18 protein-coding genes are annotated in these 24,444 nt (G+C 36.1%); 14 read left to right on the forward strand and 4 right to left on the reverse strand.

Annotated elements, in window-relative coordinates:
- Nucleotides 1-42: 42 nt before the first annotated feature.
- A complete protein-coding gene (locus WQ54_RS19645; RefSeq protein ID WP_046586576.1) occupies nt 43-225 on the reverse strand; it encodes a hypothetical protein in 183 nt (60 codons plus the stop codon).
- Nucleotides 226-585: 360 nt separating this feature from the next.
- Between WQ54_RS19645 and WQ54_RS19650 the strand changes: the two genes are divergently transcribed.
- Nucleotides 586-870 carry a hypothetical protein gene (locus WQ54_RS19650; RefSeq protein WP_046586578.1) on the forward strand — a complete coding sequence of 95 codons (285 nt, stop codon included), beginning with the start codon at nt 586-588 and terminating at the stop codon, nt 868-870.
- A gap of 65 nt (nt 871-935) precedes the next feature.
- Here the strand turns inward: WQ54_RS19650 and WQ54_RS19655 are convergent, their stop codons facing one another.
- On the reverse strand, nt 936-1,709 hold the full coding sequence (locus tag WQ54_RS19655; RefSeq protein ID WP_046586579.1) for a hypothetical protein: 774 nt from the start codon (nt 1,707-1,709) through the stop codon (nt 936-938).
- A 154-nt stretch (nt 1,710-1,863) separates the two neighbouring features.
- Here WQ54_RS19655 and WQ54_RS19660 point away from each other — a divergent pair, with 154 nt between their 5' ends.
- The 4 genes from WQ54_RS19660 to WQ54_RS19675 all read left to right on the forward strand — a co-directional run bounded on the left by WQ54_RS19660 (nt 1,864) and on the right by WQ54_RS19675 (nt 6,545).
- Nucleotides 1,864-2,490: a hypothetical protein gene (locus WQ54_RS19660; protein ID WP_046586580.1), complete on the forward strand. Its 627-nt coding sequence runs from the start codon at nt 1,864-1,866 to the stop codon at nt 2,488-2,490.
- A 238-nt stretch (nt 2,491-2,728) separates the two neighbouring features.
- Nucleotides 2,729-5,074: an RNA polymerase recycling motor HelD gene (helD, locus tag WQ54_RS19665; RefSeq protein WP_046586582.1), complete on the forward strand. Its 2,346-nt coding sequence runs from the start codon at nt 2,729-2,731 to the stop codon at nt 5,072-5,074.
- 20 nt (nt 5,075-5,094) lie between these two features.
- Nucleotides 5,095-5,385 carry a hypothetical protein gene (locus WQ54_RS19670; RefSeq protein ID WP_052737879.1) on the forward strand — a complete coding sequence of 97 codons (291 nt, stop codon included), beginning with the start codon at nt 5,095-5,097 and terminating at the stop codon, nt 5,383-5,385.
- A 383-nt stretch (nt 5,386-5,768) separates the two neighbouring features.
- A complete protein-coding gene (locus WQ54_RS19675; protein ID WP_046586586.1) occupies nt 5,769-6,545 on the forward strand; it encodes a glycerophosphodiester phosphodiesterase family protein in 777 nt (258 codons plus the stop codon).
- A gap of 259 nt (nt 6,546-6,804) precedes the next feature.
- Here WQ54_RS19675 and WQ54_RS19680 read toward each other — a convergent pair whose 3' ends face one another.
- Both WQ54_RS19680 and WQ54_RS19685 read right to left on the reverse strand, forming a co-directional pair.
- Entirely contained in the window at nt 6,805-6,987 is a 183-nt protein-coding gene (locus tag WQ54_RS19680) for a hypothetical protein (protein ID WP_046586588.1), read from the reverse strand.
- Between the two features lie 458 nt (nt 6,988-7,445).
- A complete protein-coding gene (locus WQ54_RS19685) occupies nt 7,446-8,348 on the reverse strand; it encodes a LysR family transcriptional regulator (protein ID WP_046586591.1) in 903 nt (300 codons plus the stop codon).
- A gap of 137 nt (nt 8,349-8,485) precedes the next feature.
- On the opposite strand from WQ54_RS19685, the gene gltB reads away from it, so the two are divergent.
- From gltB to WQ54_RS19730, 9 genes are all read left to right on the forward strand, one after another.
- Nucleotides 8,486-13,048, forward strand: coding sequence for a glutamate synthase large subunit (gene gltB, locus WQ54_RS19690; protein WP_046586593.1), 4,563 nt, complete (start codon nt 8,486-8,488; stop codon nt 13,046-13,048).
- Between the two features lie 15 nt (nt 13,049-13,063).
- Nucleotides 13,064-14,548: a glutamate synthase small subunit gene (gene gltD / locus WQ54_RS19695; RefSeq protein WP_046586596.1), complete on the forward strand. Its 1,485-nt coding sequence runs from the start codon at nt 13,064-13,066 to the stop codon at nt 14,546-14,548.
- A 224-nt stretch (nt 14,549-14,772) separates the two neighbouring features.
- A complete protein-coding gene (locus WQ54_RS19700; protein WP_046586598.1) occupies nt 14,773-15,429 on the forward strand; it encodes a rhamnogalacturonan acetylesterase in 657 nt (218 codons plus the stop codon).
- A gap of 139 nt (nt 15,430-15,568) precedes the next feature.
- Entirely contained in the window at nt 15,569-16,762 is a 1,194-nt protein-coding gene (locus WQ54_RS19705) for an oligogalacturonate lyase family protein (RefSeq protein ID WP_046586599.1), read from the forward strand.
- Nucleotides 16,763-17,262: 500 nt separating this feature from the next.
- The gene (locus WQ54_RS19710; protein ID WP_046587276.1) at nt 17,263-18,789 is read left to right on the forward strand and encodes an extracellular solute-binding protein; all 1,527 of its coding nucleotides are present in this window, start codon (nt 17,263-17,265) and stop codon (nt 18,787-18,789) included.
- A gap of 173 nt (nt 18,790-18,962) precedes the next feature.
- Nucleotides 18,963-19,856 (forward strand): sugar ABC transporter permease, encoded by an 894-nt coding sequence (locus WQ54_RS19715; RefSeq protein ID WP_231597606.1) that lies wholly within the window; start codon nt 18,963-18,965, stop codon nt 19,854-19,856.
- Between the two features lie 38 nt (nt 19,857-19,894).
- Nucleotides 19,895-20,779 (forward strand): carbohydrate ABC transporter permease, encoded by an 885-nt coding sequence (locus WQ54_RS19720; RefSeq protein WP_046587280.1) that lies wholly within the window; start codon nt 19,895-19,897, stop codon nt 20,777-20,779.
- A 207-nt stretch (nt 20,780-20,986) separates the two neighbouring features.
- On the forward strand, nt 20,987-23,311 hold the full coding sequence (locus WQ54_RS19725) for an AraC family transcriptional regulator (protein ID WP_046586600.1): 2,325 nt from the start codon (nt 20,987-20,989) through the stop codon (nt 23,309-23,311).
- A 305-nt stretch (nt 23,312-23,616) separates the two neighbouring features.
- Nucleotides 23,617-24,414 carry a polysaccharide deacetylase family protein gene (locus tag WQ54_RS19730; RefSeq protein WP_046587282.1) on the forward strand — a complete coding sequence of 266 codons (798 nt, stop codon included), beginning with the start codon at nt 23,617-23,619 and terminating at the stop codon, nt 24,412-24,414.
- Nucleotides 24,415-24,444 lie beyond the last annotated feature (30 nt).

Below are 24,444 nucleotides of genomic sequence, written 5' to 3' on the forward strand. Positions count from 1 at the left end.
GAAATAAGACAAGAGCATCCTCTAGGTTTTTTTAACTATTTTTTAAGGATATGGCACATGAATACTGTCTACCGTTCCAGGTTCATCCTGGATATTGCTAAGAGTATCAAGATATTGTTTAAACTCCCGCTTTAACTCCTCAGGAGCTCCAGGTTTTAAATGCCAATTTCCTGGTTCATCAACAAAATATTCACTTTTTACAAATTCAGGCAGTTTTTCTGGCATGTTTCCTTCCTCCTATCTTTCCTTACCATTTTATCTTTTACCTATATGTTGGCGTAAAAACATGTTTTCTATAATTAAAACTGAATTAGTGCCAAGTGTTGATCCTTCCACTTTTGATTGGAATGGAAAGTGATCCTTCTGTGAGTGCAATGGGACACGGAAAGACCAAACCTGACTCATAAGGCTCAGAAGCTTCCGAACTGCCTCAAAGTAAAAGCAGCTTCAGGGAATATCAACAGATATTTTAATTGTAACTAAGTTTATAACAACAATTATTTTTAAAAGAGATTAATTTAAAAAACATAATTTTACACTGACGGACCAAAACTAGAAAGAAGATATGGTAAAGGAGATCAATCGATGATTTTTTATGCTTGTGTTAAATACGATGAACAAAATCCGGAAACGTATAAAGGAATCGAAGTAACAACTCTTGGACATTCTCAGGATGTTATTGCAAGTTTTAATTCATATGATCCATTACAAGATTATCATAATTTTGTTAGCTGGACGGAAAGTGTTGGAGATGATAATGTGGGGTTCTGCGATAGTTTAAAGCATTTTGCTAAAGATTACGAACATATATCTGCAAATGATTCGAATGAGATGCTAAGAATGGTGTATGGTGAGCATCAAGATTGTTAAAATAAAAAGGCTGACCTAATCCTGATTATTTCTGGACGATTAGGTCAGTTTTGAAAGTTTTCCATTTATTTAATTGTTTCTTTTTCCTTTCTATCTTTATCAAGTGTGATTCGATGGAAGATTCCATATTTGCTCAATAATTGCGTGACAAACCCTGTGATTTGTTGATAATTTTCTTCGATCTTTTCAACTACATAGCTAATCCTTTCAAATAATGTTGCTTTTAGGCTATCTAAGTCTCTTGACACCTTCTGATTAATGGCTTCTTGATGATCTAAACGTTCTAAAATCGTTTTGTGAAAGGATTCTTGTAATTCAAGCGTTTTTAGGATGTGTTCGTTTATGTTATTTTGTTCTGCTAGCTGATCACTGAAATGATCATGTAGTCCGCCAAAGAGTTCAATTTTTTTGGCAAGCTGCTTTATAGCAGTATCCTGGATGGTAAGCTGATCTATGATTGCTTGGTTAACGACTCCTTCATTATCCTGCCTTTTCATTAATTCTTTATTAAATTCATCAATTGCTTCAAACCTCATTATCAAGGCTTTAAATGCTTCATCCTGTTTCATAATATTCTCAACTAATGGAGCGGTATGTTTTTCCTGATCTTCTAGTTTTGTTAAGACATGATTAAATTGCTGCTGCTGCTCAATCTTTGTTTCATTTACTAAGCAATTTACTTTATCAGAGGCATGTTTTAATGTCGAATTGATTTGATTCTGCTGAATGATAAATTCCTGTAGATAGTTTTTGCGAAACGAAGCCTGGTTTGATGAAATATCGATTTTTGAAGGGTTTTTATAGATAAAAGGTTCTGCTTCCTTTTTTATATAAACCACATTTTCTCCCCCTCTCATAACAGTCGGAAGTGATGTTAATATCTTATGAGCTTACCCAATGATTTGATAACAGTTTTTCTTAGTCAAATATATGTAGGTTTTCATGAAGGCTAGGACATACTATGGAGGATGAAATAGGAAAGGTGGATGAAGGATGAGTATAGAATGGTTTGACCGTGTATGTGGTGAGTTGCAGGATCAACTTGAATCAATTTGTGAAAAATATGATCAAATCGGTCATATGTCAATTGATCGAGGTGCAAAGCATCCAAGAATTGAATTTTATGTAGAAACAGAAGATGATGAACGCGATTATTTTTGTACATTGTTTTTTGATCCTCTTAATGAAGAATTCTATATGGAAACGTTTGATTTTGAATACGAGCAAACCACTAGAACGATTCTTTCCGATATTGAAGACATAGTCGATGCCATTCATGAGAGCTTTCATCTTTATCTGAATGATGTCAATGAAGAAGATGACGAAATGGATTATGAGTATGTAGAAGAAGATTCCGAGCTTTTTGAAGAAATCGATGTGGAATGGGAGACTCCAGAAGTAACAGCATTTACCTATAAGGATGAAGTCGAAGTTACTTATCAATTTGGTGTTGTACAGGAGACAGGTGATGGCGTGCTTCGCAGAATTAACCGGATCCGAACCGAAGAGGATGACATTATAAAAGATGAGACAAATTTTATTTTCAGCAAAGAAGAGGCTAGTACAATTATTGCTATGATTGCTAGTCATATGGATTCTTTATCTGAATTTGACTTATAATAGTTGTATATTACGTTTCCATAAAAATCAAAAATTCAAAGGGTCTGACCACAACTACCGGGGTCTGACCCTGTTTTTATTCATTTCCGGCAATGGAAATTAAAAAATATTAATGGCTTGAATTCCGACTTTTTATCATAAGTTAATGGTGAATGTAGGGAAATTCAATTCATATCGCGAAGATATAAGACTAACAGTTTATATAATTTACGACAGAGAAGGTAAAAGGCGGGATTTAATGGATCATTTTGAGAAAGAACAAAAGGCGGAACAACTAAGAATGAATCTGGTTGTAAATAAAATAAAAACTGAAATGTCCTCTATAACAAAACATACATCTGATGTGAAAACTGACATTGTCACAATACGTAAGAATTTTTGGGAGGATGTAACAGTTAATTTAGATGATGCAGTTGAAGTAACTGAGACTGCTGCAAGTATAAAACAACAAGCGGAATTTTTATCCGAACAAGAGCATCGGCATAGACACTTAATTAAAAACATAAAAAATTTAAAACGGCTAATTGATGCCCCATATTTTGCAAGGATTGATTTTTCGGAAGAGGGAGAAAGTCAGGTAGAAAATATTTATATAGGAACAGCTACCTATCATGACCATGAAACAGATGAATTTCTTGTTTATGATTGGAGGGCGCCAATCTCAAGTATGTATTATGATTTTGGTCCTGGGCCTGCGGAGTTTATTGCTCCTGGTGGCATTGTAAGTGGTGAGATCCTGTTGAAAAGGCAATTCATTGTAAGGAATGCACATATTGATGGTATGTTTGATACAGGGATCACAATTGGGGACGAACTTCTTCAAGAGGTGCTTGGAAAACAGTCAAATTCTCAGATGAAAACCATCGTTGCTACTATTCAACAAGAACAAAATAAAGTTATTCGAAATGAAAAGGGAAAACTGCTTGTTGTCCAAGGCGCGGCAGGAAGTGGCAAGACATCTGCAGCCTTGCAAAGGATCGCCTATTTACTTTATAAATATCGAAATACGTTAATCTCCGAAGAAATTCTTTTGTTCTCTCCAAATCCGATGTTTAACAGTTATATTAGAAATGTTTTACCAGAACTAGGTGAAGAGAACATGCAGCAATCCACCTTTCAACAATATTTACAGTATTCACTTGGAGATACCTATACGGTGGAGGATCCATTTTCACAATTAGAATATTTATTAACTGCTGAAAAAGATAACGATTATATACGTAAACTAGAAACAATCAAGTATAAGTCTTCCTTTTTTTATTTGAATCTAATTGAAAATTATCTTAGCTATTTAGGCAATCAAGGACTGATTTTTCAAGATGTTATCTTCAGAGATGAAATTTTATTTTGTTCAGATGCAATTTATTCGTATTTCTACTCATTAAGCAATACCCTTTCGATTACCAATCGCATGAAGCTTGTGTCGGAATGGATGTTAGGTGAAATAAAGAAAGCCGAGAAAAATGAAAGAAAAAAGGATTGGGTTGAAGAAGAAATACAGTTTTTAAGTAAAGAGGAATATCAACATTATTTTCAAAAGCTAAGTAAACAGAAGAGATTTTCTCAAGATACATTTGATGATTTTGATCGAGAGGAGGAAATGCTGAGCAAATATGTAGTTAAACGTCACTTTCAACCTGTCAAAAGGTTAATTAGGAACCTTGGTTTTATTAATCTAAAGGCGATTTATCTGAAATTATTTGAAATTCCGCTTGAAACATTAATGAAGTCGGTTTCATTAGACCTTTCAGTTGCGTCTTGGAAAGAGATATGTAAAAATTCAGTACAAGAAATTTCACAAAACAAATTGCCTTATGAGGATGCAACACCATTTTTATATCTAAAGGAAAGAATTGAAGGCTTTAAGGTAAATACAAGTGTAAAATATGTGTTTATTGATGAAGCACAAGACTATTCGGCCTTTCAATTTGCCTTTTTGAAAAACCTATTTCCTAATGCCAGATTTACTGTACTAGGTGACCTGAATCAAGCTATTTACACACATGAATCATTAACCAACATTGAAGAACTAAAGAGTTTGTTTACATCAGAACGAACAGAAATCATCAAGCTAAATAGAAGCTATCGCTCAACGAGACAAATTGTGGAATTTACCAGAGCGTTTATGAAGAACGGCAATGAAATTGTGCCTTTTAACAGAGACGGCATCAAGCCTGTTTTGATCAGCGGAAAAAATAAAGAAGAGATCATAAAAGCGATTGTATTAAAAGTTAGATTACTTGAGTCTTACAAATCAATTTCAATTATTTGTAAATCAGCAAGTGAAAGTGAAGAGGCATACGAGTTATTAAGAAAGCATATTCCTGTGAATTTAGTGGATAAACGCAGCAATGAGTTCGGCTTAGGTGTTGTCATTATCCCTTCATACTTAGCGAAGGGTATTGAATTCGATGCTGTCATCATCTTTGATGGTTCAAAATCAAAATATGGTCATGAAAATGTAAGAAAGCTGTTTTATACAGTATGTACAAGGGCGATGCATGAGCTTTTTGTGTTTTATAAAGATGAAGTTACACCATTTATTGCCGAAATACCAACGCATCTTTATATTGAAGAAACCTAACCTGCATGAGGAGGAACATAGTGGAATTTTTAGCAAATCTGCCATATAGCAAGGTAACGAGAATCATTGAAGAAAATCGTCAATTTCATAAGGAAGTAGAGCATGAATTAGTCCTCACAACTGAGCAGATATGCACAACCTTTGATACATTTTTATTGAAGGAAGTTCTAGATGTTTCATTTCGATATTTTTCAGAAAATATCGGCTTCCTTTACTTGCATACAACCAAAGGAATGTACTCTTATACAGTCAAAACCAGTCCAGAAAATTTTATAAAACAATTTAAAGAGATAAAACATTCCCAGTCATAATAAAATAAAAAAGGGGCTTTCTCATAAAATTTTAGTATTGAGACAGCCTCCTATATTAATTAGCGTTTTTCTTTTTCGAATTTTTATACTGCGATATATATTTTAAAATCAATTTTCGATATCCTCGATTTCATTTGCTTCTTTTGTCAAGATCTCTGTATGTTTTGCTTCTTCTATGCCACTAACATTTAGCATGTACTTGTTCAAGTTTATTCCCCGCCATCCGATGGATTACTATTGTTTTAATTTGAATGAACATATCGAGAAATACCTTTTTTCATTACCTTGTAAACCTACTATATGAATTTTTTTGGTAAAATAAATGTAAAAGGTATCCGTTTAATACGATTAGAGGAAATCAAGCAGGCAGGAGAGGAAAATGGATGAACTCCTTGTTAAAAAAAATTCTGCAAATCAAACAATATAGCACAGCTAGTCAAAAGCTGCAAAATATTGCCCATCGGGGTGCTTCTGGCTATGCACCTGAAAATACGATGATTTCGTTTAGGAAAGCATTGGAATTAAAAGCTGATTATATAGAACTTGATATTCAAATGACAAAAGACGGTGAGATTGTCGTTATTCATGATGCGACTGTTGACCGAACGACGAACAGTACAGGTCATGTTAGCGATTTTACATATGAAGAGCTAAAAAGGCTTGATGCAGGGGAATGGTTTCATAAAAAATTTTCAGGACAGCGGATTCCAACTTTTCAAGAGGTTATAAATGAATTTCATGGAAAAATCGGATTTTTAATAGAAATTAAACATGCTAATTTATATCCTGCCATAGCCGAAAGGCTTGCAGCTGAACTAAAAAGGAATTCGCTTGATAGCCCAGGTGAGAATAAAATGATCATACAGTCGTTTGACTTTGAGTTATTAGAGAAATTTAATAAGTTGGCACCGAATGTTCCATTAGGGCTCCTTGTAAAATATCGCGTCCAAGGCATATCAAATGTACAATTAAAAGAATGGTCGAAGCTTGTTCAATACATTAATCCGAATAAAGCCCTTGTCACTAAACGGCTGGTTAATAAAATACACTCTTTTCACATGAAGGTTATGCCTTATACGGCTAGAGATAAGAAGGCAATAAAAGCCTTGAAGCAAGCAAAGGTAGATGGAATTATTACAGATTTTCCAGATTATATATAGGTGAAAGCATGCTTATTAAAAGGGTGATCCTTTATGGCAAATGCCAAAAATAGGGTCACCCTTTATTTGTTTGTAAAGAGATGATAAAATTCTTAAGCACACGGCATCCAACTCCTAAGCCCAGGACATACAAGGGCAGACGGGCGGATTTGACGCCTTGCGCCTCAATCAAGCTTAGGAGGTAAAATACTTCTTTTACTCATAAAAGCCTTGTTTGCCTTAGGCTGTACAAGGCGCTTGCACTTTTGTTCAGTGCAGCTTAATTGTTTGCTTGCTGCTGACCAATCTCTTTTTCAGCAATTAAAGAATTAGCTACTTCTTGATGTTTATGTTCATTTACAGAATCCCCATCAATATTTTTTTGATTTGGAAAACTTCCGTCTGTTTGTAAGGTTATTTGCTCCTTTTTAGGCGCGTTTGTAAGATAGTTCTCTTTTTTCATAGGTTTTAGGCCTCCAAGAAAAATTTATCCAGTTTTCTTAATGGGCAGGTAACTTCCAATAATGGAAGTCTCGCTTGAATGTAGTTTGATCAAATGTAAGGATTTTCATTCCCATTTTTGTTAATGGATAAAATGTATATATATAATAGTAGAAACTAGGCTTGCTTTACCATTTATTACTTACATAAGCAGCCTAAAAAATTTGTTATGATGGAAATAGAGGTCGTCAAAAAAGAAAAAGCCGCCTCTATTGAGACAGCCCATGACCATGATTTTATCAAATCTTAACTCCTCCAATTTATAAGAGAAAGAAGGAGAAGTAAGAAGAAATAAGTGGTGAATAACTTCCTTTGTCTAAGTGAGGTCAAATATTAGGACAGCAAGCTAACTTCACTAAGAGCTGTGGGGTGAGTTGTACATTCCTTAGCCCAATTAGTCACTAATGGAAGTCTCCAATTTTATTGATATTGCTCCAGCATTGAAAAGAATTCTTTTACGAATTTAAAGAAGACTTTCTCAGAAGGAGCGAGGTCTCTTTTTTTAGAAATTATGATTCCGACTGTTCTTCTAACTATAGGAAGCTCAATCGGTATTTTTACCGTGAATCTTGGGATTGTTTCGTGAAATGTGCTATCGGGTAATAAAGTAACACCCATCCCAGCGGACACTAATCCTTTAATCGCATCTAAATCTTCACCTTCTGAGGAGATGCTTGGGACAAAACCAGCCTGTTTGCATGCATCAATGACAATTTCCTGGAGAATATAGCCTCTTGGAAATAAGACAAATTGATCATTCCTAAGTTCATTTAGGAGAATGCTTTTTTTTGATGCCAATGGATGTCCAGATGGCAACAGTGCTGAAATATTTTCAGAAAATAAGATGGTCCCTTCGATTTCTGGGATGTTTTGCGGAACTGGTCCTAAAAAGGCCAAGTCAATTTCGCGGTTTATTACGGAATCAATTAAAAACCTATATGATCCTTGTCTTAAATGGAAAGCAACATTTGGGTATTTTTCTTTAAATGCCGAAATGACAGTTGGCAATAAATGACTTGCAAGGCTTGTAGGGAATCCAATCTTTATTGAACCTCTTTCAGGATCTAAATACTCATCGATTTGTTTTTTGGCATGGTCAATCGCTTTGATTGCGGTTTTTGTATGTTCAAGAAATACCTTTCCAATTGGAGTTAGTTTTACATTTCGACCTTCTCTTTCAAACAACGTTACACCTAACTCCGCTTCTAAATTTGCAATTTGTCTGCTTATAGCAGATTGGGCAACATGTAAAAATTGTGCAGCTTCGGAAACATGTTCACGCTCAGCTACTTCCATAAAATAATGTAATTGGCGTAATTCCATCGTGTCCTCCTATCGAATTATATCAATATTAGATAGATCTTATCTAAATTATATATTGTTAATATCAATTTGCATAGATATAATGTAATTATCTGAAAATTATCGGGTGTAAGATAATCTAACGGGGGGAGATATTCATGACTTACAATCAAATTCCTAAAGCACAAGGTCTCTACCGTCCTGAGTTTGAACATGACGCATGCGGTATCGGTTTATACGCTCATATTAAAGGCCACGCTACACATGATATTGTAAAAAAAGGACTGAACATGCTTTGTCAATTAGACCACAGGGGTGGACAAGGCAGTGACCCGCTTACAGGTGATGGCGCTGGTTTAATGGTGCAAATCCCTGATGCATTCTTCAAAAAAACTTGCCAGGAAATGACTCTTCCTGAAAGTGGCCGTTACGGTGTTGGAATGATGTTCTTTTCAACAGACGACAACGAGAGAGAACAAATTGAGGAACAACTTAACAACTTAATTGAAGCAGAAGGTCAAACATTATTAGGCTGGAGAACTGTTCCTGTTAATGTAGAAGCCATTGGACCTGTTGCTAAATTAAGCTGCCCTGTAGTTCGTCAAGTCTTTATTGGTGCAAATGATTCCATTACTGATAATATTACTTTTGAACGTAAATTATATGTAATCCGTAAACAAGCAGAAAAATGGGCTGCAGAACGTGAACTTCGTTTTTATTTTACTAGTCTTTCAAGCAGCACTATTGTTTATAAAGGTCTTCTTACTCCAGAACAGGTTGATGCTTTTTATTTAGATTTACAAGATGAAAATTTTGTATCTGCCTTCTCATTAGTTCACTCACGCTTTAGTACAAATACTTTCCCTAGCTGGGAGAGAGCCCATCCAAACCGATATTTAATTCATAATGGTGAAATAAATACACTTCGTGGAAACATGAATTGGATGAAAGCGAGAGAACAGCAATTCGTATCTGAAGCATTTGGTGAAGATCTAGAAAAGGTTCTGCCAATTTTAGATACAGATGGCAGTGACTCATCAATTTTAGATAACGCATTTGAATTCTTTGTTTTAGCTGGCCGAAAGCCGGCACATGCAGCAATGATGATGATTCCTGAGCCATGGACAGAGAATCCCCATATGAGCCCTGAAAAAAGAGCTTTTTATGAATATCACAGCTGTTTAATGGAGCCATGGGACGGACCGACTGCGATTTCCTTTACAAACGGAAAACAAATCGGTGCGATTCTTGACAGAAACGGATTACGCCCAGCACGTTACTATGTAACAAAAGATGATTACATTATCTTCTCATCTGAAGTAGGTGTAATCGAGGTTGAAGAAGAAAATGTTCTTTACAAGGATCGTTTAAGTCCAGGTAAAATGCTTCTTATTGACCTAGAAGAAGGACGAATTATTTCAGACGAAGAAATTAAAGAAGAAATGGCGAAAGAAGAGCCATATCAAGAATGGTTAAATGAGCAGCTTATTAAGCTAAATAATACAGAAATGTTAGTAGAGGAAGTTGTGACAGATCTTGCTGATCGTCAACGAGCATTTGGTTACACATATGAAGATATCAAAAAGTATTTGCTTCCTATTATTACAGAAGGTAAAGATCCGCTGGGATCAATGGGAAATGACACACCTTTAGCAGTACTTTCAGATCGTCCGCAATCACTTTTCAATTACTTTAAACAGTTATTTGCTCAAGTAACAAATCCGCCAATTGATGCGATCAGAGAACAAATTGTGACATCAACGATGACGTTGCTTGGCACAGAAGGGAATATCCTTCATCCAAATAAGGAGAATGCCCGCAGAATTCAGCTTGACACCCCTGTGCTTTCAAACGATCAGTTATCACAATTGCGTTTAAATCTATACGCTGGATTTAAGAGCAAAACAATTGACACGTTATTTACAGAAGATTTAGAAGATGCTTTACTGCAGCTATTCGCTGAAGCAGAAAAAGCAATTGCCGAAGATGTTAATATCATTATTTTATCTGATCGTGCAATGAATTCAGAAAAAGCAGCTGTTCCTGTGCTGTTAGCAGTTAGTGCATTGCACCAACACTTGGTTCGTCAAGGTACTCGTACGAAAGCAAGCATTATTGTTGAATCAGGTGAAGTTAGAGAAGTACATCATTTTGCAGCTTTAATTGGCTATGGTGCTGATGCAATTAACCCTTATCTAGCTTATGCAACATATAAGGAAGCAGTATTAGATGGAAGCTTATCAGTTAGCTATGAAGATACAGTTGCAAAATACATTAAAGGCATTACAGAAGGTGTAGTAAAAGTAATGTCTAAAATGGGAATTTCCACTGTACAAAGTTACCGCGGAGCTCAAATTTTTGAAGCAGTTGGTATTGGTTCGGATGTCATTGACCGCTTCTTTGCCGGAACTGCGTCACAACTTGGCGGAATTGGCCTTGAGACAATTGCAAAAGAAGCTGTTTTACGCCATAAAGATGCATTTGCTGAAAAAGTGGATAAGACATTAGATTCCGGAAGTGACTTCCAATGGAGAAAAAATGGAGAGCATCATGCATTTAATCCGACAACAATCCACACATTGCAATGGGCTTGTCGCAAAAATGATTATGAACTCTTTAAGAAATTCTCTAATGCTGCAAATGAAGAAAGACTTGGGTTTTTACGTAATTTGTTTGCATTTAACAGTAACAGATCTGCAATTTCGATTGATGAGGTTGAAACGGTAGATTCTATTGTTAAACGATTTAAAACAGGTGCGATGTCCTTTGGATCATTAAGTAAAGAAGCTCACGAAACATTGGCGATTGCGATGAACCGTTTAGGCGGGAAAAGCAACAGCGGTGAAGGTGGAGAAGATTCGAATCGTTATACACCTGATGAAAATGGTGACTTCCGCCGCAGTGCGATAAAACAAATTGCCTCAGGCCGTTTCGGAGTGAAAAGTCATTATTTGGTAAATGCGGAAGAACTGCAAATTAAAATGGCTCAAGGTGCTAAACCTGGTGAAGGTGGTCAATTACCAGGAAATAAGGTATATCCATGGGTAGCAGATGTGCGTGGTTCAACACCTGGCGTTGGTCTAATTTCACCTCCACCGCATCATGATATATACTCAATCGAAGATTTAGCACAGCTGATTCATGATTTGAAGAATTCAAATCGCGATGCACGTATCAGTGTTAAATTAGTGGCAAAAGCTGGAGTAGGTACAATTGCTGCAGGTGTTGCCAAGGGAGTTGCTGATGTTATTGTAATCAGCGGTTATGATGGAGGTACTGGGGCATCTCCAAAAACAAGTATTAAGCATACTGGTCTTCCTTGGGAGCTTGGTTTAGCGGAAGCACATCAAACATTAATGCTTAATGGACTCCGTGACCGTGTTGTCCTAGAGACAGATGGTAAATTAATGACAGGTCGTGACGTTGTCATGGCAGCGATCTTAGGTGCAGAGGAATATGGATTTGCAACTGCTCCGCTTGTTGTTATGGGTTGTATCATGATGCGTGTGTGTCATTTAGATACATGTCCAGTCGGTGTTGCAACGCAAAATCCGGAACTTCGCGATAAATTTACTGGTGACCCTGATCATATTGTTAACTATATGCGTTTTGTAGCTCAGGAAGTTCGTGAAATCATGGCTGAGCTTGGCTTCAGAAACATGGACGAAATGATCGGAAGTACAGATGTATTGCAAGTAAGCGAGCGTGCAAATGCACATTGGAAAGCAAAAGACTTAGATTTATCTACTCTTTTATACCAACCTGAAGGAGCTCGTACTGCAAAATTCAAACAAAATCATAAAATTGATCAATCACTGGATATGGTTGAAATTTTACCTGCTGTTGCAAAAGCAATTGAAACAGGAACACCTGTAGATGCATCCTTCTCGATTAAAAATATAAATCGTGTTGCGGGTACAATTGTCGGTAGTGAAATTTCTAAACGCTATGGCGAAGAAGGTCTGCCTGAAGACACAATTACACTGCGTTTCTCTGGTTCGGCGGGTCAAAGCTTTGGTGCTTTCGTTCCACGTGGTGTAACAATGCACTTAACTGGTGACGCAAATGACTATTTAGGTAAAGGACTTTCAGGCGGAAAAATCATTGTTGCTCCGCCAGCTGAATCAAGTATTGTTGCAGCTGATAATGTAATTATTGGTAACGTACCATTCTATGGTGCTACAAGCGGTGAAGCATATATTAATGGCCGTGCCGGCGAACGTTTTGGTGTACGGAACTCTGGTGTTAATGTAGTTGTAGAGGGTGTAGGAGATCACGGATGTGAATATATGACCGGCGGCCGCGTCGTTATCCTTGGTGAAGTAGGTAAGAACTTTGGTGCAGGTATGTCAGGTGGTATTGCCTATGTCCTTGCGGATAATAATGAAGAATTTAAAGCACTATGTAATACAGAAATGATTGAATTTGAAAGCTTAAAGGATAACAAGGAAATTAGAGATCTTGAAGATATGATTCAAAGTCATTTCCGTTATACGAACAGTCCAAAGGCTGAGTATGTATTAGAACACTGGAATGAAGTATTACCTAAGTTTGTAAAGGTTATTCCTAAAGATTACAAACGAATGATGGAAAAAATCGCAGAACAGATGCAAGCTGGTTTAACGAATGAAGAAGCGATTATGAGTGCGTTTGAAGCCAATGCAAAATCTGAAAAAAAGGGAACGCCAACTGCATCACGTTCCAAAGCAGTAGTACAGTAGAAAGGGGAGAGGAAGATGGGGAAAGCAACAGGATTTTTAGAGTTTAAGCGTGAAGAGGCGGCAGAACGTGAGCCGATGACACGTTTAAATGACTGGAAAGAGTATTCAGCTCCTTTCTCTGAGGAAAAGTTAAGCAGACAAGGAGCGCGCTGTATGGATTGCGCTACTCCTTTCTGTCATATTGGTACTGAAATCAATGGTTTCACTTCAGGATGTCCAATTCATAACTTAATTCCTGAGTGGAATGACCTTGTTTATCGCGGAAGATGGAAGGAAGCATTAGACCGATTATTAAAAACAAATAATTTCCCGGAATTTACAGGAAGAGTTTGTCCTGCTCCATGTGAGGGATCATGTAATGTCGCGATTTCTGATCCGGCTGTTACGATTAAAAATATCGAAAAAGCAATTATCGATAAGGGCTTTGAAAATGGATGGATTACACCTCGTATTCCTGAAAAACGTACCGGTAAAAAAGTTGCAATCGTAGGATCAGGTCCGGCTGGTTTAGCAAGTGCTGACCAATTAAACCAAGCAGGACACTATGTAACAGTTTATGAACGTGCAGACCGTCCGGGCGGATTGTTAACATACGGAATTCCAAACATGAAGCTTGATAAAGGAATTGTTGAGCGCCGAATCAATTTATTAAGCCAAGAAGGAATTACCTTTATTACAAATACTGAGGTTGGTAAAGATATTACCTCTGAAGAACTTCGTGAGCAATATGATGCAGTAATCCTTTGTGTAGGTGCCCAAAAGCAACGTGATCTAGTGATCGAAGGCCGTGAAGCAAACGGTGTTCACTTTGCAATGGATTATTTAACAACTTCAACTAAGAGCTATCTTGATTCTAACTTTGAAGATGGACAGTTCATCAATGCAGAAGGTAAAGATGTTATCGTTATTGGCGGTGGAGACACAGGTGCTGACTGTGTGGCAACTTCTCTTCGTCAAAACTGTAAAAGTGTTGTTCAATTTGGTAAACACCCTAAATTACCAATGTCTCGTACAAAAGAAAATATGTGGCCAGAAGCACCGCATGTGTTTACCATGGAGTATGCTTATGAGGAAGCAGAAGCTAAATTTGGCAACGATCCTCGTGAATATTCCATCCAAACAAAGAAGCTTGTTGCAGATGAAAATGGTAACTTAAAAGAGCTTCATACTGTTCAAATGGAAAAACTTAAGGATGAAAATGGTTTATACTACTTTAAGGAAATTCCTGGAACAGAAAAGGTTTGGCCAGCTCAATTAGTTTTCATTGCAATTGGTTTCGAGGGTGCAGAACAACCAGTTTTAAAACAATTTAATGTTGAAACAACAGCTAGAAATGTTGTTGCTGCAAAATATGGCGACTTCAAAACAAATGTTGAGGGTGTCTTTGCAGCTGGTGATGCAAGACGCGGTCAAAGCTTAATCGTTTGGGCAATCAATGAAGGCCGTGAAGCAGCACGTGAAGTTGATCATTATTTAATGGGCAGTACAGTATTAGCGTAACTTATTATCTTAATTAAAAGGTAAAAAGCACAAAGTGTTTTGCTAACAAACACTTTGTGCTTTTTTTTTGCTCTTCTCTATCATTGCAATAAAATAGTAAACTTGCAAAAAAGTATGAAAGAAGAAATAATGCCTGATCAAAATTGTATGATTGTCTAACCAAGTTTCATCTGCTTACTATGTAGGAGAGTATATCAGTTTATCAAATGAAGGGAAGAAGGTTTATGGGGAAAAATAGCAGGAACATCTTTCTTGCAGGAGATTCAACTGTCCAAGCTTATAAAGAAAAGGACAGTAAACAAGGTGGTTGGGGAGAATTTTTAACTCAATTTCTTCCAGAAGAAATTAAAGTGTTGAATCATGCGATTGGTGGAAGAAGCGCTAAATCATTTGTAGAGGAGGGCAGACTTCAGAGACTGCTTGAGGAAATGAAAGGAAATGATTATTTATTAATCCAAATGGGCCACAATGATGCAACAAAATCGAAACCAGAACGATATACAGAACCATATTCAACATACAAGGCATACTTAACAAAGTATATCGAAGGAGCTCAAAGGGTTAATGCTACACCAATTCTCATTACCCCTGTTGCAAGACTCCATGTAGAGAATGGAAAATTTATAAATGACTTTCCGGATTATTGTCAGGCGATGAAACAACTTGCAGAAGCTAAAAAGATAAAGATTGTCGATTTAATGGAAAAAAGTTTGAGTTACTTTCAATCAATAGGGTATGAACAATCACTTCAGCTTTTTATGGCATCTATTAATAAGACAGATTTTACTCATTTTACTAAAAAGGGTGCAAAAGAAATGGCTAAATTAGTAGTTGAAGGGTTATATGAAATAGAATTAGAACTTTTAAAAGTGGTTAAGTAGAACAATTGTAAGAAAATGGAATGTCTAAACTGCAAAATGAAATCGCTTTTATTAATAATAAAATAGTTTAAGGTGCTATTTCTTATAAACGGAAATAAAATTGCCGAAACAACTTTAAAAATATCTGGAGGAGAACTCGATGACAAAGGGAAGAATATGGCCAACCGAACGAAAAAGCTTTCATGATCCGATAACGGGTGCTGCAATTACACAACTAACTGATTATTTCGCACATAGTTACCATCTGTATTTTACTAATAATGCATGGTATGACAGCAACACAAAATTATTAATTGGTTCAGATAGGGAAAACAGCACAAATTTATATAGTATTGACCTGCTAAGTGGCGAACTGACACAGCTAACAGAATTAAAACGAAATCAGAAAAAAAGCATTCAAGGCACATTTATTAACCCGATTAAAATGGAAGCCTACTTTACATTAGATAGAAACATTTTTGCCATCAATCTGGAAACCTATCAAGAGAAAACATTATTTGAACTCCCACATGGCTTTCACTTTAGTAATTTAAGCTGTACTGCTGATGGGAATCATCTATGTTTTGGTCTTACAGAAGATTTATCACATTCTTTAAAAAGCAACTTATCAGGCGGATATATTGGTTTTGAGGAAACGGAAGCGGCAAGACCGCATTGCCAAATTTGGCTACTGACGCTCGACACGGGAGATGTAAAGATTATTCACGAAGATCAGCTGTGGATTGGGCACATTAATGCATCACCAACACAGCCTAACTTGATTACATTTTGTCATGAAGGACCTTGGGAGAAAGTAGACCATCGAATTTGGTTGCTTGATATTGATGCAGGACGTAAATGGAAAGTTGCTGAAGGAGAACCAAACCAATATGCCGGACATGAATATTGGCATGCAGATGGTTTACGGATTGGTTATCATGGGTTCACCGATTCTTTGGAAAGGAAAGATGGCAAATTTTTAGGCTCAGTTAAATTTGATAATACAGAATGCGAAAGGTACCATTTTCCCTATCAAAATATGCATATTCATTCGAAAGATAATGAATTGATTGTTGGTGATGGCCAGCAAACAACTGCTTATCATGGTTCATTTTATCAAGACTGTTTATTTTTATGGAAAAAGCATAATGATTTAATGGAGGGGCCAAGAGTACTTTGTAAACATCGCGGCAGTTTTCACATCCAGCAAGTTCATGTTCACCCATGTTTTAGTCCTGACGGAACGAAAATACTGTTTACAAGTGATATGAGCGGATATGGAAACGTTTATTTAGTGGATGTCCCAGCGTTTGACACCTTGCCAATCTTACAAAATAATAAACTAGTTAAATAGCTTATGTAAAAAAGCTTGAGAATAAAAATAGAGCTATGGCTAAGTATTTTTTTTCTTGCAAAAAAATACTCACTGACAAAAAAGTATTGAAATGATAAAGGTTGCTTATGGACAAAATGATTCACAAACAAAACCTCATAACAATGTTTCATTACAATCATGGAGTTAGAGTTGATTGGAGAATACTTATCACATCAGATTCATTTTTAATGATTGATGGAAAAATGAAAATTAGAAGTGAAGAAAAATAGAATTTAAATGATGACATTAAAATACTGCTAACCAATTTAATAAACGTTTACAAGAAAGTATTACTACGTCAAAAAAGTTGAAATTCACACTGCAAATACAGTAAGACCAATGGTTTTTAAGAAAACAAAAAATGATAATTGTAAGAAAAATAGAAACGAATTATGGTAATGACAGAGGTCAAACTAATCAATGAAGTAAAAGGATTGATCCGAACGAAAAAACTTTCATTACAGGGGGCTGGATTTAAAATGGTAAAAGGTAAAAAAGAAAAAAAGAAAAAAATTGTCCTTCCATTACTTTCAACAATGCTGCTGTCATCATCATTAGCAGCATGCAGTAATGTTGAAACAACTAGTAATAAAAATGGAAAAAGCGAGTCAGATAATACAATTTCAATTATGACAACTGCTTATACACCAGAACCGCCATCTGACGAAAGCCCGGTATTAAAAGAGCTTGAAAAATTTACGGAAACAGATATTAAAGTAAATTGGGTTCTTAACAGCTCTTATTCAGACAAATTGAATATTACATTAGCATCTGGAGAGCTGCCTGATATTATGATGATTCCTTCAAAATTACCTAGTTTCATAAGTGCAGTGAAAGATGATGCTTTTTGGGAACTTGGACCTTACCTAAAGGATTATCCTAATCTAAGTCAAGCAAATGAAATTACGTTAAATAATAGCTCTATTGGCGGAAAGATTTATGGAATCTATCGCAGTCGCCCATTGGGAAGAAACGGGATTACATTTAGAAAAGATTGGTTAGCAAAAGTCGGGCTACAAACACCGAAAACAATCGATGATTTTTACAATGTATTGAAAGCGTTCACGGAAAAGGATCCAGATGGAAACGGAAAAGATGACACCTATGGAATGGTTGTTTCAAAATACACAGGTCCTTGGGATATAATGCAAACATGGTTTGGAGCCCCAAATAAGTGGGGTGAGGATGAAGATGGAAACTTGCAGCCTGATTTTATGACAGAGGAATATTTTGATGCATTAAAATTCTTTAAGAACCTTTATGATGAAGGATTGATTAATGAAGATTTTGCGGTCATGGACCCACAAAAATGGGGTGATCCGCTACTAAATGGACAAGCAGGTGTTATTGTCGATGTTGTGGACCGTGCCCATCGTGCTGAGGAAGATATGCTTGCAGCAAAGCCTAAATTAAAAGAGCCAATTGATGTAATTGGTGCAGTTGAAGGACCAACTGGTCTTCACAACCTTCCTACCTCTGGATATTCAGGAATGCTTGCCATTCCTAAATCCAGCGTAAAAACAGAAGAAGAACTGAAAAAAGTATTAGCGTTTATTGATAAGTTAAGTGAAGAGGAAGCCCAAACTTTAGCCTACAATGGCTTAGAAGGACGTCATTATGAAATGAAAGATGGAAACCTAGTCGACCTTTCAGAAAATAATGAAGCGCTCATAAATGAGTTTACAGACCTTAACCAATTCCAGACTGGAATACCCGAGGATCGGTTTATACAAGCGGAACAAACACCATTATTAATAAAGGAAGAACAAGTTAAAAAAGAAAATGAAGAAATCGTTGTTCCCAACCCTGCTGAAGCACTGGTTTCTGAAGTTTATGCTCAAAAAGGTCAGCAATTAGATAATATTATCAATGATGCGCGAATTAAATTTATCGTCGGACAAATTGATGAAGCAGGATTTAAGGATGCCATTGAATTATGGCGCAGCACTGGTGGAGACGATTATATTGAAGAAATAAATAAATTATACAAAGAGGCAAAAAAATAATTTAAAAAGTAAGGAGGTGCATACTTATCTCACCTCCTAACTTTAAACAAATAATCGTACTTCATAGGAAGGAAGGGAGAGAAATGGCATTTCTTAAAACACAAAATGTCAACCAAGAGTACAATCACTCTGCAAATATAGTTAGTAAAAAACAAACGACTACAATTACAAAGATGCAGAGGTTAAAGAGAGACCGATGGTTATATCTTTTATTAATACCAGGGATTCTTTATTTTTTGATCTTTAAATATGCCCCGATGTGGGGAGTAGTCATTGCCTTTCAAGATTATTCTCCATTTAAAGGTGTATTTGGCAGCGAATGGGTAGGATTTGAAAATATTAAAGACTTTTTCCAAAACCCGGATTTTTTTAGATTGTTACAAAATACATTTATTTTAGCAGTTTTAGACCTGGTCTTCTTTTTTCCCGCACCTATTATACTATCTTTACTATTAAATGAATTACGAATTAATTCGTATAAAAGAACAATTCAAACCTTTATTTACGTACCACATTTCATGTCATGGGTCATTATCGCAAGTATCACGTATATTTTCTTTACCACCAGCGGCGGAGTAATGAATGAAATAGTTTCCTATTTTTATGGGAAGGAAATGAACTTCTTATCATCACCAGAGTGGTTTCGCCCGCTCATCATGGGTCAAATAATCTGGAAAGAAACAGGATGGGGAACGGTTATCTTTTTAGCTGCATTGGCCACTGTGGACCAAGAACAGTATGAAGCCGCGATTGTAGATGGAGCAGGCCGTTTCCGAAGATTGTGGCATGTTACGTTGCCGGCAGTAAGAAGCACAATTATTGTATTACTTATTTTGCGACTAGGTAATTTTCTGGATACAGGCTTTCAACAAATCTACTTAATGTCAAATTCATTAAACCGCAGTGTGGCGGATGTTTTTGATACCTATGTGTATTTTGTCGGGATTACCCAAGGTGCATATAGCTATAGTACAGCTGTGGGCTTATTTAAATCAGTCGTCGGAATTATTCTGGTTTTAGGGGCGAATAAACTGGCGAAGAAATTAGGGCAAGATGGAATTTTTTAATAATTGTTCATAGATTAGAGGAGGTGTTACAAATGGGAATGCCCAAAATGCATAATACTCCGGCTGGAAGAGTATTTGATGTATTCAACTTTATTATTTTAGGGATCATCGGATTGATCATGGTTTGTCCATTCCTATATGTCATTGCTGGATCATTTGCTACAGAAGCAGAATTAACGAGAAGAAGTTTTTTTATTATTCCAGAAACATTTTCACTGGATTCCTATAAATATATTTTTTCTACTGCTACATTCACGCGAAGCATCTTAGTATCAATTGGTGTAACAGTTGTGGGAACGCTTGTCTGTCTGTTTTTTACCTTTACGATGGCATATCCGTTATCTAGAAAACACTTAATGGGGCGCAGCACCATTATGAATCTTATTGTCTTTTCAATGTTATTCAGCGGGGGAATGATCCCTACGTATCTAGTTGTAAAATCATTGGGATTATTGGATTCTTATTGGGCATTGATTTTGCCTGCAGCGATTAATCCATTTAATTTAATTATTGTAAAAACGTTTTTTCAGAATATCCCTGCAGAATTAGAAGAATCAGCTAAAATTGATGGCTGTACTGAGTTTGGGATCTTCTGGAGAATTATGCTTCCTCTGTCAAAACCAGTACTTGCAACCTTTGCACTCTTTTATGCCGTCGCGATTTGGAATGATTTCTTTAGTGCATTATTATACATCAATGACAATACGAAATGGCCTGTTCAAGTATTGCTTCAACAAATCATACTTCTATCGCAATCGATGTTAAGCGATCCGGCCTCAATGGGTACAGATTATGTAGAACCCCCTGAGCAATCATTAAAACTTGCTGTCGTTGTTGTGGCAACATTACCGATTTTGATTGTCTATCCTTTCCTCCAGAAGCATTTTGCTAAAGGAATGTTATTAGGTTCTGTAAAAGGTTAGTAAATAGAAGGGCAATTTATTTGTTACATACAGTAAATTGTCCTTTTTACGTGAATAAAGAAATAGTTAAAAAAATGTTATTTACGTTTTTGTCGAATTTTATAAACCGCTTTCTTTTATTGTCTGAATTGTGCAATAATAGAAGTGATAATTTTTGTTTTATGTTTGAATAGGGGGGATTTTATTGGGATAAAGAATATACGCAACATGCTAAAAAAAGTGAAGTGGAGCGGGAGTCATTATCGGAAAAACTTTATCCTCATTTTGCTTATAGCCAGTATTCCAGGGTTAATTACCGGAATACTCATTTACTGGCTTGCTGTTGGCGCGGTTGAAGACGAGCTTCGTAAACTTCATGGAGAACAAATTGTACAAAGAGCAAAAAATATTGATGAACAATTCAGGAATTTGGAGTATTCCGCATCTCGATGGGCGATTGAACCTCGCTTTAGTGAATCATTAAGAAGTATGGACCTTGTTGAACACTTTACAGAGTCATATGATATTTCAAAGACACTTGTACGCTTACAAGAAACACATCCACTTATTAAAAATGTTGATCTCTATATAGAGGGAGATAAAAATGTCTTGTTTAATACGGAGTATCATTCTATCAACAAACAGGAAGTCAGTCAATTTCACAAAACGTTAGAGGGGAAAAATATTTACTGGGGTCAATATCCTGGAAAAAGTCAAATTGGATCAGGCTTAGCTCTCATTCATACCATTCCAGCAGCCAGTAAACATCCATTTGGCTCTATTATTATTACACTTAATCAGGAACAAGCACTGGAACTTTTGAAAACGTTAACACCGTACGGAAAAGGTGCAACTTTCATTTTAAATCACGATAAACAGGTCATACTATCGGCAAACAATACAAATAACCAGTCATTTGTAAACGCTTTAAAAAATAAGTTAACCAAATTGGATGAGGATAAGGAATCGTTTCAATTTACATTTAATAATCAAATCTATTCTGTTTCTATTGGTCAATTATCAAGAGTTGATTCAGATTGGACTTATGTATCAGCCGCACCAATGTCGTCTATTACAGCACCTCTCGTTATTGTTTCAAGAATCATATTAGTAATTAGTGCGTCCGCTCTTATTCTAGCTATTATTATGTCTTGGTTTGCATCTTACCGTATATATACACCGATTAGAAAGTTAATGGGGAAATTGATGAACGAATCAGCTGAGAAATGGAAACCGACTGGCACTGACGAATTTTTGCTAATTGAACAACAATGGGAAGAGTTATCTAAACGAAGCAATTTATTACAACACCGTCTTTCGAAACAGGTAACAGAAATAAAGAATAGTTTTGTGCTTCAGCTAGTTCAAGGGTATTTTTTTCATTATAAAGAAGAAGATTTAGAGAAACGGATGAAAGGATATGGGTGGATTATTGATAATCATCATTATATTGCAATTAATGTAAATCTGACAGGTCTGGTAGATTCAAAAGACCGTTTTTCAAATAATGATGAAAGTCTTGTCACCTTCTTAACCGCCAATATAATGGAAGATATCGCCAGCGAGATGTTTTCACAATACAATGTGATGAAATTCTCAGATTTATCTGTTGGTGTCTTAATTGTTTATCCATCAGGCATTTTAATTAAAGAGGATATTCTTCAATTTGCGAATAAAGTAACGGAAGCTGTTAATGACATAATGAACCTGAAGGTCATTATCACCATTAGCGAACCGACAAATAAAATGAAGGACATTTATCATCTCTTTGAAGAAATGGACAAGTGTAAACGTCTCCGAATTTTTGAAAACAAAAATCAAATTCTTGATATCCAGGAGATTGGATCATTAAATGATATCAATAGTTTTCGTTATCCATTTACAATTGAAAAGGAAATCATTCAAGCGATAAGAATGGGGCAATTAGAAGGAATTGAGATATTAGTTCAACAGTTTTTAGAGGAAATAGCCGAAAAAAATGGAATGAATGAAGTAAATATCCAACAAGGTGTAAGGCAATTGTATAGCAGTATCCAGCATGAAATTTTGCATGCTGGCATCCATCCGCATGATTTATTTAACGGCAAAGATATGTATGAAGAACTTTCCCAAATCCACACAATCGAGAGGTTAACAAAATGGTTTATTAACTCGATTATTCTGCCTTTTAACCAAAGACTTGAAAGCAGGATGAATATGGAATTAAAGCGAATCGTTGAAAAAGTGGTTTGTATGATTCAAGAAAATTATATGAACGATATTTCGTTAGATAGCTGTGCTGAAGAAGCCGGTACCAATCCTTATTCGCTCAGCAAAGCATTTAAACAAATTGTAGGGATTAATTTTATTGATTATTTAACAGATTTGCGGATCCAAAAAGCAAAGGAACTCCTTTTACATTCAACAATGAAGATAAATGATATTGCGGAAAGCGTAGGATATCGCCATAGCTATTTTAACCGCATCTTTAAGAAACAAATGGGCATACCGCCAAGCCAATATCGGAAATTGCATCAAGACCGTAATTTAATGAAGATTGAAAAAGATGGATAGATTTCAATACTATCCCATATAACTTCAAGTCTTTAACGATACAAGGATAGCTCCAATCTGAGCGGATCCCCTGCCCCCTGTTTAGGATGCCATCTCAACATATACTATTATGCTAGTTACGTATGAAGGCATTGTGCAATTAAGTATCATTGAGTTACCCAGTGCTTGAATGGGTTGATAATGGTAAGGAGTATAGAATCATCCTATCTGGAGCGAAAATTGGTTTTAGGCAGAATGGCTCCAATGAAGGGAGATTATCGACATTTTCAAGTTCACAAGGGGATCAAAAAGGAGAGAATGGTAAAATGCCAAAAGTAATGTTAGCGTTTCCTGAAGGGAAACATAAAGTTGTAACATTAAGCTTTGATGATGGAAAGGCAGCTGATAGGAGATTAGTAGACATCTTCAATCAGTATGGAATTAAGGGTACCTTTCATATAAATTCCGGGCTATTAGGAGTAGGGGACCGCATCTCACATGAGGAATTAAAAGAGTTGTATAAAGGTCACGAAGTTTCTGTACACACGGTTACACATCCGACCATTGCAAGGTCGCCAAAAGAACAGCTGGTTGAAGAAATAGTCGAAGACCGTAAAGGGTTAGAAAGAATTGTCGGTTATCCTGTTAGAGGAATGTCATATCCAAATGGTTCATACAATCGCCATATTAAAGAGGTTCTCCCCTATCTTGGAATAGAGTATGGCAGAACGGTGCATTCCACTGGTAATTTTTCGATCCCTGATGATTTATATGAATGGAATCCAACATGCCATCACAATAAAGAGTTAATGAAGCTAACCGAAACGTTTATTAACCTTCATAAAGAGCAATACCTTTATTTGCTGTATGTTTGGGGACATAGCTATGAGTTTGACCATGATCAAAATTGGGATTTGATCGAACGTTTTTGCCAAGTAGTCGGTAATAGAGAAGATATTTGGTATGCAACTAATATTGAAATTGTTGATTATCTGAAGGCCTTTCAAAATCTGAAGTTTTCTGCAGACAGTCACCTTGTTTATAATCCTCAAGTATTGCCTGTTTGGCTAAATGTTGATGGAAACATAACAAAGATACCTGGCGGCAGTCAAGTGTCATTATAATTGAGAAGAAGTAAATGAAACGATGGTAGT

This window comes from Bacillus sp. SA1-12 (assembly GCF_000981385.1).
Lineage (GTDB): Bacteria > Bacillota > Bacilli > Bacillales > Bacillaceae > Metabacillus.

Bases quoted from the DNA above. Each gene is read 5' to 3' on its own strand.
- WQ54_RS19675 (WP_046586586.1), top strand. From the start codon at position 5,769: ATGAACTCCTTGTTAAAAAAAATTCTGCAAATCAAACAATATAGCACA.
- WQ54_RS19645 (WP_046586576.1), bottom strand. From the start codon at position 225: ATGCCAGAAAAACTGCCTGAATTTGTAAAAAGTGAATATTTTGTTGAT.
- WQ54_RS19710 (WP_046587276.1), top strand. From the start codon at position 17,263: ATGGTAAAAGGTAAAAAAGAAAAAAAGAAAAAAATTGTCCTTCCATTA.
- gltB (WP_046586593.1), top strand. From the start codon at position 8,486: ATGACTTACAATCAAATTCCTAAAGCACAAGGTCTCTACCGTCCTGAG.
- WQ54_RS19650 (WP_046586578.1), top strand. From the start codon at position 586: ATGATTTTTTATGCTTGTGTTAAATACGATGAACAAAATCCGGAAACG.
- WQ54_RS19680 (WP_046586588.1), bottom strand. From the start codon at position 6,987: ATGAAAAAAGAGAACTATCTTACAAACGCGCCTAAAAAGGAGCAAATA.
- helD (WP_046586582.1), top strand. From the start codon at position 2,729: ATGGATCATTTTGAGAAAGAACAAAAGGCGGAACAACTAAGAATGAAT.
- WQ54_RS19700 (WP_046586598.1), top strand. From the start codon at position 14,773: ATGGGGAAAAATAGCAGGAACATCTTTCTTGCAGGAGATTCAACTGTC.
- WQ54_RS19720 (WP_046587280.1), top strand. From the start codon at position 19,895: ATGCCCAAAATGCATAATACTCCGGCTGGAAGAGTATTTGATGTATTC.
- WQ54_RS19705 (WP_046586599.1), top strand. From the start codon at position 15,569: ATGACAAAGGGAAGAATATGGCCAACCGAACGAAAAAGCTTTCATGAT.
- WQ54_RS19730 (WP_046587282.1), top strand. From the start codon at position 23,617: ATGCCAAAAGTAATGTTAGCGTTTCCTGAAGGGAAACATAAAGTTGTA.
- WQ54_RS19715 (WP_231597606.1), top strand. From the start codon at position 18,963: ATGCAGAGGTTAAAGAGAGACCGATGGTTATATCTTTTATTAATACCA.
- WQ54_RS19725 (WP_046586600.1), top strand. From the start codon at position 20,987: ATGCTAAAAAAAGTGAAGTGGAGCGGGAGTCATTATCGGAAAAACTTT.
- gltD (WP_046586596.1), top strand. From the start codon at position 13,064: ATGGGGAAAGCAACAGGATTTTTAGAGTTTAAGCGTGAAGAGGCGGCA.
- WQ54_RS19685 (WP_046586591.1), bottom strand. From the start codon at position 8,348: ATGGAATTACGCCAATTACATTATTTTATGGAAGTAGCTGAGCGTGAA.
- WQ54_RS19660 (WP_046586580.1), top strand. From the start codon at position 1,864: ATGAGTATAGAATGGTTTGACCGTGTATGTGGTGAGTTGCAGGATCAA.